9 protein-coding genes and 1 pseudogene are annotated in these 8,855 nt (G+C 55.2%); all 10 read left to right on the forward strand.

Annotation, left to right across the window (positions count from 1 at the left end; all coding sequences use genetic code 11):
* Positions 1–368 (forward strand): annotated as a pseudogene (locus tag QT222_RS11795) (hypothetical protein); the annotation flags it as partial.
* Positions 368–622, forward strand: a complete 255-nt coding sequence (locus tag QT222_RS11800) for a hypothetical protein (protein ID WP_004057227.1) — start codon at positions 368–370, stop codon at positions 620–622. The pseudogene QT222_RS11795 and the gene QT222_RS11800, both read left to right, overlap by 1 nt.
* The gene (locus tag QT222_RS11805) at positions 619–894 is read left to right on the forward strand and encodes a hypothetical protein (protein ID WP_004057226.1); all 276 of its coding nucleotides are present in this window, start codon (positions 619–621) and stop codon (positions 892–894) included. Before QT222_RS11800 ends, QT222_RS11805 begins: the two co-directional genes overlap by 4 nt.
* Complete coding sequence (locus tag QT222_RS11810) at positions 894–3,653, forward strand: autotransporter outer membrane beta-barrel domain-containing protein (RefSeq protein WP_491477285.1); 2,760 nt, start codon at positions 894–896, stop codon at positions 3,651–3,653. Before QT222_RS11805 ends, QT222_RS11810 begins: the two co-directional genes overlap by 1 nt.
* A gap of 3 nt (positions 3,654–3,656) precedes the next feature.
* Positions 3,657–4,028 carry a hypothetical protein gene (locus tag QT222_RS11815; RefSeq protein ID WP_231512901.1) on the forward strand — a complete coding sequence of 124 codons (372 nt, stop codon included), beginning with the start codon at positions 3,657–3,659 and terminating at the stop codon, positions 4,026–4,028.
* Positions 4,025–4,318: a hypothetical protein gene (locus QT222_RS11820; RefSeq protein WP_004057222.1), complete on the forward strand. Its 294-nt coding sequence runs from the start codon at positions 4,025–4,027 to the stop codon at positions 4,316–4,318. The genes QT222_RS11815 and QT222_RS11820 overlap by 4 nt, the downstream gene beginning before the upstream one ends.
* Positions 4,315–4,560 carry a hypothetical protein gene (locus QT222_RS11825; protein WP_491477286.1) on the forward strand — a complete coding sequence of 82 codons (246 nt, stop codon included), beginning with the start codon at positions 4,315–4,317 and terminating at the stop codon, positions 4,558–4,560. The genes QT222_RS11820 and QT222_RS11825 overlap by 4 nt, the downstream gene beginning before the upstream one ends.
* Positions 4,557–4,910 carry a hypothetical protein gene (locus tag QT222_RS11830; protein ID WP_491477287.1) on the forward strand — a complete coding sequence of 118 codons (354 nt, stop codon included), beginning with the start codon at positions 4,557–4,559 and terminating at the stop codon, positions 4,908–4,910. Before QT222_RS11825 ends, QT222_RS11830 begins: the two co-directional genes overlap by 4 nt.
* 1,048 nt (positions 4,911–5,958) lie before the next feature.
* Positions 5,959–6,786, forward strand: coding sequence for a polysaccharide deacetylase family protein (locus tag QT222_RS11835; protein ID WP_004057219.1), 828 nt, complete (start codon positions 5,959–5,961; stop codon positions 6,784–6,786).
* Between the two features lie 263 nt (positions 6,787–7,049).
* Positions 7,050–8,027 (forward strand): outer membrane protein assembly factor BamB family protein, encoded by a 978-nt coding sequence (locus QT222_RS11840; RefSeq protein ID WP_491477288.1) that lies wholly within the window; start codon positions 7,050–7,052, stop codon positions 8,025–8,027.
* Positions 8,028–8,855: the final 828 nt, after the last annotated feature.

Here is an 8,855-nt window from a genome sequence, read left to right on the forward strand (position 1 = left end):
CCGCTGAGCCACGCCCGTTTGAGTCTGAACTGACGAGCGACCTCGAGCGCGAACTCGACCGTGAGACGACGTTCGAACTCGAACGGACCACGGAACTTGAGCGGGAGCTTGAAAGCGAGACTGAGCGAACGGGCGTTGAGTTCGAGACCGAGTCCGTCTACGAGGTGGAGCGTGAGCTTGAGCGCGAACTTGAAATCGAATTCGAGTTCGAGTCCGAATACGAGCGTGAACGTGAGCGTTGGCCAAAGGACCCGACAGACAACGTCTTCGATGAAGATACGGGCGGGTTCGGTGTCGACGAGGATATTTGGCGGTCATCTATCGCCGATGCTGACGATCTCCTCCGTGATCTTGGAGGTGGTTGGTGATGCCTACGCTCTCGACGTATCTCCAACTCGCCGTCACGTTCATCGTCTCCATTCCTGTCAAGGATGTCCTCGATGCCATCGTCGGTCCGTTCCTCGACATTGGGTGTTCCGCTGACACACCAGTTGTCGTCGAGGGCGCACGGAACTGCCTCTACATGCAACAGGCGATGACGTGGTTCCTCGGGTTCGTCCTCGTCGGCATGTTCGTCACCGCTGTCTCTCGCGGTGTGATTCTTGGAGGTGTCCGCGCGTGAGAGTCCGCACGCTCGTCTTCGTCGCATTCGGCCTTGGGCAGGTCGCTGCGTTCGTCGTGTTTCTCAATACCGGCGTCGCGGAGCTTATTTTACTCGCCGAGTCGCTTCCCTACGTTACTGAGACGTGGGTAGCGACACCCCTCCAGCGCATTAAGAGCGCTGCGTACCTGCTCGTGGTTCCCATCTTCCTCCTCAACATCATCCTCTACGCGATCTACTCAGGACACCAGGAGGAGAAACAGCAGGAGCGACTCTATCGGGGTGGCTACTGATGCGGCGCTCCAGTATCATTCTGTTCGCTCTGTTCGCGTCGGTCCTCGCGGTCTCTGCGACACCAGTTAGTGCGGCCGACGCGGGTCTCGAGCTTGCGTCACGAAACACGACCTCCTCGGACTTCAACGACGCAACGACCCTCGAAGGGTTTGAAGTCAAATCATCTGGGGACGGAGAACTCGTCGCAGCTTCAGGGATCAGTACATCTGTCCCAGACTCGTTTGAGGACGGGGATATCGCCGAATACGGCGGTTCAACGAGCTACGCGTCCGTCATCTCGAATAGCACCTTCGATGGGTCGAAGGTGCTCAATATGGAGTCGGATGGGCCCCATCAAACCATCTCCTCAACCGACACGGGAAGTGCACCCGTTCGCGGTACAACATGGCGTGTCGGGTACTACGCTGTCGGCTCCGGGAACCGTGGGTCATTCTTATGGGCCACATCTCAGGAAGATGCCAGCCCGACTGGCTACGCCCTCTCGGTTCGATGGCCCGATGACAAAATCCAGTTAATTCGGACAGACGGCGACACTTCGCCGTGGACTAATGGTGAAGTGCTTGACGAGGCGAATCTCGAACTCTCAGGCTACACTGACGAGAAACTCACCGCAGTCATCTCGTGGCAGACAGACGGGACGATAACTGCCGACATCTATGATTCGACCGGCACGAAGTTCGCGACCGTCACCGGCGTGGACACAACGTATAGTTCGGGTGGTGAGGGCTATCACTCGACGGGAGTCGGTTCTTCGGATGTTCTCTTCGACCGTTCAGACGCAAAAGTCGGTGGGTCGTCAACCATTGACGCGACCTACGTGGGAAGTTCCCACAAGGCCTCGGACATCGAGACCGGGTTCGTCGATCTGGACCTCACCAATGCCTCGGCAACTATCACGTGGCAAGGGTCGGACGACGGGTCGACGTGGTCAAATATCACATCGACAACTGTCTCGGCGTCAGCCAACGAGACAACCGACCTCTCAACGACCTCGTACTCGCAGTACCGCGTTCGCGTCGACGCAACTGATACGGGAAGCGACGCATCAGCAACCATCTACGAGGAAGGGGTCTTGTTCAATGCCTCGACGCCAGCCACCGTAGGCGGGACCGCGATACCTGCAGATGACTCAACGATCCGTTTCAGCAACACTACCCTTTCAATCGACGTCACCGACGCCGACTTCGCGACAACACAGGGTGACTCAGTTACTGCCGAGTTCTTTGTCGACGGTACGAGTGTCGGATCCGACACACTCACCTCGAACGGTACGGTGTCGGTGGCTACGACGGGCCTCGCAGAGGGTGACCACTCGTGGCACGTCGAGGTTGAGGACAGTTACAGTGAAACCTCTTCGAGTTCGACGAGAACCTTCGAGGTTGACCACTTCGAACCGGTCGTCAACAACTCGTCGCTTACCCCCGAAGACGGGTCCCAACTGACGTCACAAACGGTCAATCTCTCAGCAGAAGTCACTGACAGCGACTTCCAATTTGATGGGGATTCCCTCACTGTTGAGTTCGTCGTTGACGGGAGTGTCGTCGGCACAGACACCCTCTCCAGCAATGGGACTGCAACCTACACGTACGACGCTGGGTCTGGGTCGTTCGACTGGAACGTCCAGGTCAGCGACCAGTACGGAACTGGTGTCGACACGGTATCGGCAACCCAATCAGTCGCCTCTCCTTCGACCGTCTACATCCGAAACGTCTCCTCTGGTAGCCTCATCACCGAGACTGCATCTGTCGAGGCACGCCTCTTCTCAGGTGAAGAGATCTTCTCTAAGAACGCCACCAACGGTACAATAGATCTGACTGGTGTTTCCCCCGGGCAGGGCTACATCCTCCAGCTTCGCGTCGACGACTATGTCCTCCGGACCATCGCAGTCCGCTCGATCTATGAACAACAGACTGCGTATCTCCTCCCAGAGAACGAATCGACCGTCTACAACGAGTTCCACCTCGCCGACAACACCAACGAGTTCGATACCAGCGAGACGGTCCTCTACGTCGAGCGACCCATCGACAAGAACGGTACACTTGAGTGGCGGACAGTCACGGGCGACTACTTCGGTAGTGACGGGGTATTCAAAACGACACTCGAAAAGGACCAGCGCTACCAGTTGACCATCGAAAACAACGACGGTGACCGGCGTGAACTCGGGAGTTACATCGCAGCCGCGAACACCTCTGCGACGCTCACTGTCGGCGAAATCGTCTGGAAGAGTCCCAGCGGAGACACCTACCAGTGGGACGCGTACATCGACAAAGAGGACGACCCTCACGTTTTCAAATTCGTTTACTCAGACCCAGAAGACCAGACAACTGCGCTCAATGTGACTGTCTTCGAGCGTGGGAACGAGAGTAACGTCCTCTTGCAGACTAACCAAACAGGTTCTATCTCGTCGTTCCAACGGAGTGAACCACTTTCTACGGCAGAGAGTCAGACTCAGTGGATCGTCAACTTCACCGCCACACGAAACGGCTCAGTTCGAACCGTTCAAGAACCAATCTCGGGAGTGTCTGGAGTCAACATCCCAGTCGACCAACGATGGGCAACCCTCGGCGGATACCTTCTCGTCATCGGGATTGGTGCCCTCTTCCCCTCGACGATGGCTCGGGCCGGAGCGGTCACCGTCGTTGCCGTCGCTACTGGGCTCTCGTGGCTCGGACTCGTCCCGATTCCTATCGAGGTCATCGGTCTCGGTGGTGCAATCGCACTTCTCGGCGTCGTTGCCGAGTTCAACAGCAGGTACTAACAGATGAGAGTCACAGTTCCAATGCTCATCGTCATCTCGTGTGCGGTCGCCGGAGCCATCATGGAAGGTTCCGGATTCAATACGGCCGTCGGTATCGGGAAAGCGACGGGGCTGCAAGACGACGCTGCACAACTCGGAAACAACGCCTCAGAGTTCCGCGCCGAACGGGCCGGTGGTGGTAGCGGGTCCTATCTCGGCCTCACCGCTGACTCAACACGTGCCTTCGTCGGAATCCTCAAGTGGAGCCTCATGCTTCCGCTGGCGCTCCAAAACATCGGGTTCCCCGGCTGGTTCGTCATCCCACTTGGCTGGCCGATCCAATTCATCAACTACGTCGGCATCTGGCAGATAATCCGGGGGATGAGAGTCTCATGAGTATCGACTGTTGGTTCCAATCCGACGCTCACACGTGCATCTTTGGTGAGCCAGGTTGGTCCGGTGCTATCGGCGAGTCGACACTCGCGATTTTTATCGTCGCCATTGTCGTCATCCCGATCTACAATAAGACCGGGGACTTCGTACTCCCAGCGGTGCTGCTCGCTCTCATCTCCGGGATGGCTCTTCCGCTACTACCCGGAACCATCGCGAGCATCGCGTGGACTGTCCTGTTTATCTCAGTCGCTGGCTCGCTGTTCATCCTCCTCTTCCGGATGGTGATCGAATGATACGTAGAGTCTCGACCACCTGGGCGAGACTCGTCCAGGCCGAGGACTCGCTCGATGGTCGCGAGCGTGCGCTCCTCGACCTCGTATTCATCGACTGGTTGCTCGTCGCCGTCATGGTCGCACCGACCTCGAAACACGTCTCTCTGCCACTCGTGGTCAGCGAGGTCGCAACCTACCTCGCCATCGGAATGGTAACGACGACAGTCGCGCTCCCCCTCGTCGCGGAGGTCCTTGACCGATGAGCCTCCTTTGGCACCTGCTGACGCCGTCTGTTCCCCTCCACGAACTCACTCACGCACTCGCAGCGCTCCCGTGGGCTTCAAACATCGACGCGAGTCTCCTCCGCGATGACGCACAGGTTGATGTGACACTTCCCGAAGGGACGCCACTGTGGGCCGTCTATCTCGTCTCACTCGCGCCCACACTCGTAGGACTCGGTCTCCTGCTCGGCCTTATTGCCCTCTTCGGCGTTCCGTCGGTCTCAGCGCTATCGGGGTTTGCCATCCACGAACTCGGTCTTCTCGTTATCCTCGCACTCAACTGGGCGACCTTCACCTACCCGTCACGGGCAGACCGACATCCACTCGGTTAGTTCGGTGACCGAATCGTTCTCAATACCCAGTCAATCGCGTCGAGCACATAGCCTAAGATGGCGTGGGTAAACAGAATCCCAACTGCGACGGCTGATACAATTATGAGGGATCTAGGGAGAACACTGTCAAAAAATAGACTCATGAGTGCGGTGAGTTGGCCTTCCAGTTGGAATCCAAGAGATGGGTGGTGTCCAGAGGTAAACCGATTGAGATATTCACGATGTGAAATAGTGCTACAAGTATAGAACATTATTTTGAATAGTCTCGACAGCAATTTAGAAATCCAATATTACTGTCTATTAGATATATATCCACGAGAAACACAATTGAGGAGCTTGAATTTCGTATCAACCAGATCCTGCGTTGGTGTCTGATCCTTGGGTTAATCCTCTTGATCCCCCAATTAGTATCCTCGGGATGACATTTCTCACATGTGAGATATATAGAGCGGGAGATCGAATGCAAGAAGGTCGTTGAGTTATGTTGATAGATTGTTCGCAGAGCTGCCCAACGAGTGTCCCTTGGTGTTGAACTGTCCCACCAAGCTGTTTGGCAATGGTACGTCGGGTCGCTGACTGCGGTCACACAGCTAAAATTTCGATTGATGAAACTACGGCCACGACAAATGATGGGTAGCCTTGTTGTTCACTGAATAAGCATCGAGACAAAGTTGACTCCTGATGCCGAATCATTTGGGTGGCATGAAGCAGGCCAACTGTGTTTCTTGTTGACGGTTGGGCTATCAGTCAGTCCTCTCTTGATTAGAATCTGGCAGTCAGCTCAACTACGTGAAACGGAATCACATCGGAAGGTGGTTCCATACGCTCAGAATACGAGTTGACCGCACCCATAATTCGTAGGTACGGAACCACATGAGTGTCCGGGTGGCCCATATAGGTCGCGCAGCCCTGTAACTTCCAACGACCACATCAATCGCTCGACTGAAGAACATCAGTCGAAGAGATGCCAACCAATTAATGAAATAGAAAGTATTTTGTTCTAATATTATTAACAAGGAATTTAATGCCTAATCAACGACGAAGGCAAATGTTGAAGAACATTGCAACGGCGGGCGTCGGTCTCTCGATCATGGGGACGGCTTCTGCAGACAATGATGTTGCTGCGCGAGAAGGTACAGGAGGGTTCACTATGGATCTCTCGGGGTCGGAGATGAAACGTCCCGAGGAGATGCGAGAGATCGCAAAGAATACAGCAGACAAACATAATACTGACGCCTCCAGTATCGTGCCAGGTACTGACGACGGTGGGTTCGGCACGATGAATCAGAATCCTGATCTAAGCGGTTGCGACGAAATCGGTGGATGGAACAACTCGTACTACATTACCGACGACGTCAGCAATGTTAAGTACGCGAAGGTAGACAACTTGGTCATGCTGTACCGAGCGTACGAGCCTGAACCTAACGGTCGTTGGACGTACGCGGTGTGGCTCTGGTCCGGCGGAACGCCCCTCGATAAGCCGTACTCTCCTGGTGGGATTGATTGGATGACGAATAAGATCGACGTACTCAGCCAGTTCGACGTACTGAAATTCGATCCTGCAGTTAGGGAGAAAAAACACGGGAAAAACGTCTCATTCGGTATTACGGTCGGTACTGGTAGCGATGCAACCCCGACTGTCGGAATTAGTGGTTCGTCAGACGTGTATGAGGGGTACGTCACGACAGTTGATGCTGACGTCGACGACGCAGGTCACGTAAAGACGAAGTTTAAAGGCAGCCCCTACGACGGAGCGCAAAAGGCGACGAGCCTGAACGCTGCTATTGCAATCCGTGGTGACAGAAAACTCGGTTTCGACACAGAACTTCCGGATTCGGACTTCAACTGGGAAGTTCATGGTTATTATGGTGTTTGATATCTAGGATTAAATCAATGAGTAGCGAAACCAGCGTCGACCAACGAACGAGGCGGAATTTTCTTTTAAGTACAGCGACTGGTGCTCTCGGCTGCCTCGCCGGTTGTAATTCGATTAATGGATCTTCCATAGGTTCCGCGACAGACTCTCAAGAGAGTATCCCACGCGCTATTGGACAGCGGAACTGGCACCAGCTCGGTGGTGGTTCGGCAAACCTCGCCTATCGGCCAGGGGGGAGTGCGCCGAGAGCTGAAGTTGAGAAGGTGTGGTCTGTCGACACGAGACAGCGAGCTGCAACGAGTCCTGCTGTTGCGGGAGAAACGGTGTTCGTCGCGAGTTACGATGGGAAAATCAGGGCGTTGGACGAAAAGGACGGCGACGCGAAGTGGTCTACTGCGCTATCGAGCCAGCGAACTGAGGTCCGTTCTTCACCAGCCGTCGTCGGTGACCTCGTCTGTGCAGGTTCACAAGATGGTGGAGTACGTGCGTACTCCACGCAAGGAGGGGAGCACAAGTGGACCGCAGTTCCATCGCAACGCTTCGTGGGGGGGATAACTGCCACCGAAAACCGTCTCTACGCAGGGAGTATTGGAGAGGATGCAGCCCTCTATGCGATAGACTCAGACGATGGTTCGGTCCAGTGGCAGGAATCGCTTGAAGGTGGGACGATGGCTGCACCGGCAGTAACCGAGGAAACTGTGTTCGTCGGTGGAGTCGGATCTCCACTCCGCGCGCTAAATACAAATACCGGGAAACAACGATGGCAGTTCACATCGGTCGAACGAGCGAGTTTCGACGCTGCACCCGCCGTAGATGAAGCCTCGGTCTACGTAGCGAGTACCGATGGGAAGCTGCACGCGATTAGTCGAGACACTGGTGACCGCTCGTGGATGGTTGATGTTCCTCAGCAGACACGTTCGAGTGTAGCTGTCGCAGATGGGAGCGCGTTCGTTCTCGATTATGAGGGTACAGTACGAGCGTTCGCCACAGAAGACGGAAGCCAGCAGTGGTCGGTTGAGACTGAGCGACCGCTCGCTAGAGCTGACCCTGCGGTCGTCCGCGACACGGTCTATGTCGGTGCATTCGATGGTGTTGTTTACGCACTGAACGTAGAGGATGGGTCAATTCGCTGGCAGTACGATACTGGTTCACCGGCAATCTGGGGCTCCCCAGTTCCGGTTAACGGGACGGTGTATGTCGGAGACGCCGAGGGAACGGTGTACGCACTCGCCGAGGCTTAACAATCGACCCCATCGACGAAGTGGTCGAAGCCGCGCGGGAACGTGCCCACCAGTACTACTCATGGGTAAAACCGACGTACACCGATGGAAGACGGACTGCTGGAAATACGGTGAAGACACGCGGGTCGTGTGGCCACACGACGGCTCGCTCGACTCCGAACTTGGAGAACAGCTATCCGACCATCCGGACTACAACGTCCAGCGGGCGTTCAGCAAATCGCTCGGGAGGAAGGTCTGGAGCAACGTGTGTGACTCGTGCGACGCGTATCAGGGAACCATTCATCCGCAAAGAAGCAATCGAGTGGTCCGCACCCCCGTTGGAGTGACCTCTGTGTGGCGACGAACACGACAGGTACCCGGACGATCGGATGGGCGGCGCGTTCGGTCAAGGCGGCTCTGTTGAAATCCTTAGAACCTGACAGCAGCCGTGTGACACATATAGGGGTGTGTTCAGCACACGCTTATTGAAGAGTGATTCAACTGGCAGCACTCTGTGACTCGAATAATTCTCCAAGGAGGAGGAATCCACCGACAGGGGACAGAACACCACCGATTGACTATTGTGCCTGAAACGGACGTATTCAGGGCTATCAGAAGATTACCACAAGCAAGGATTCCGAGATATATATTGTTCATCTGTCAACTTTATGATTCCCAGCCGCAATAAACTGTTAGCGACCACATTTCCTGCATCTATCCTGCCGCACTCACGTCAGTTGCTGACCGACTTGCACTCTATTCAGCATGAACTCAACAAAATATCAGCGAATGAGTATTTAAACAGAGCCGTCAAGGCCAATCGGGGTATTTTGGTACGGATGTTTACTT

This window comes from Haloferax sp. s1 (assembly GCF_058382125.1).

Coding starts and splice junctions, on each gene's coding strand:
- QT222_RS11810 (WP_491477285.1), top strand. CDS start 894: ATGCGGCGCTCCAGTATCATTCTGTTCGCTCTGTTCGCGTCGGTCCTC.
- QT222_RS11820 (WP_004057222.1), top strand. CDS start 4,025: ATGAGTATCGACTGTTGGTTCCAATCCGACGCTCACACGTGCATCTTT.
- QT222_RS11815 (WP_231512901.1), top strand. CDS start 3,657: ATGAGAGTCACAGTTCCAATGCTCATCGTCATCTCGTGTGCGGTCGCC.
- QT222_RS11800 (WP_004057227.1), top strand. CDS start 368: ATGCCTACGCTCTCGACGTATCTCCAACTCGCCGTCACGTTCATCGTC.
- QT222_RS11835 (WP_004057219.1), top strand. CDS start 5,959: ATGTTGAAGAACATTGCAACGGCGGGCGTCGGTCTCTCGATCATGGGG.
- QT222_RS11830 (WP_491477287.1), top strand. CDS start 4,557: ATGAGCCTCCTTTGGCACCTGCTGACGCCGTCTGTTCCCCTCCACGAA.
- QT222_RS11825 (WP_491477286.1), top strand. CDS start 4,315: ATGATACGTAGAGTCTCGACCACCTGGGCGAGACTCGTCCAGGCCGAG.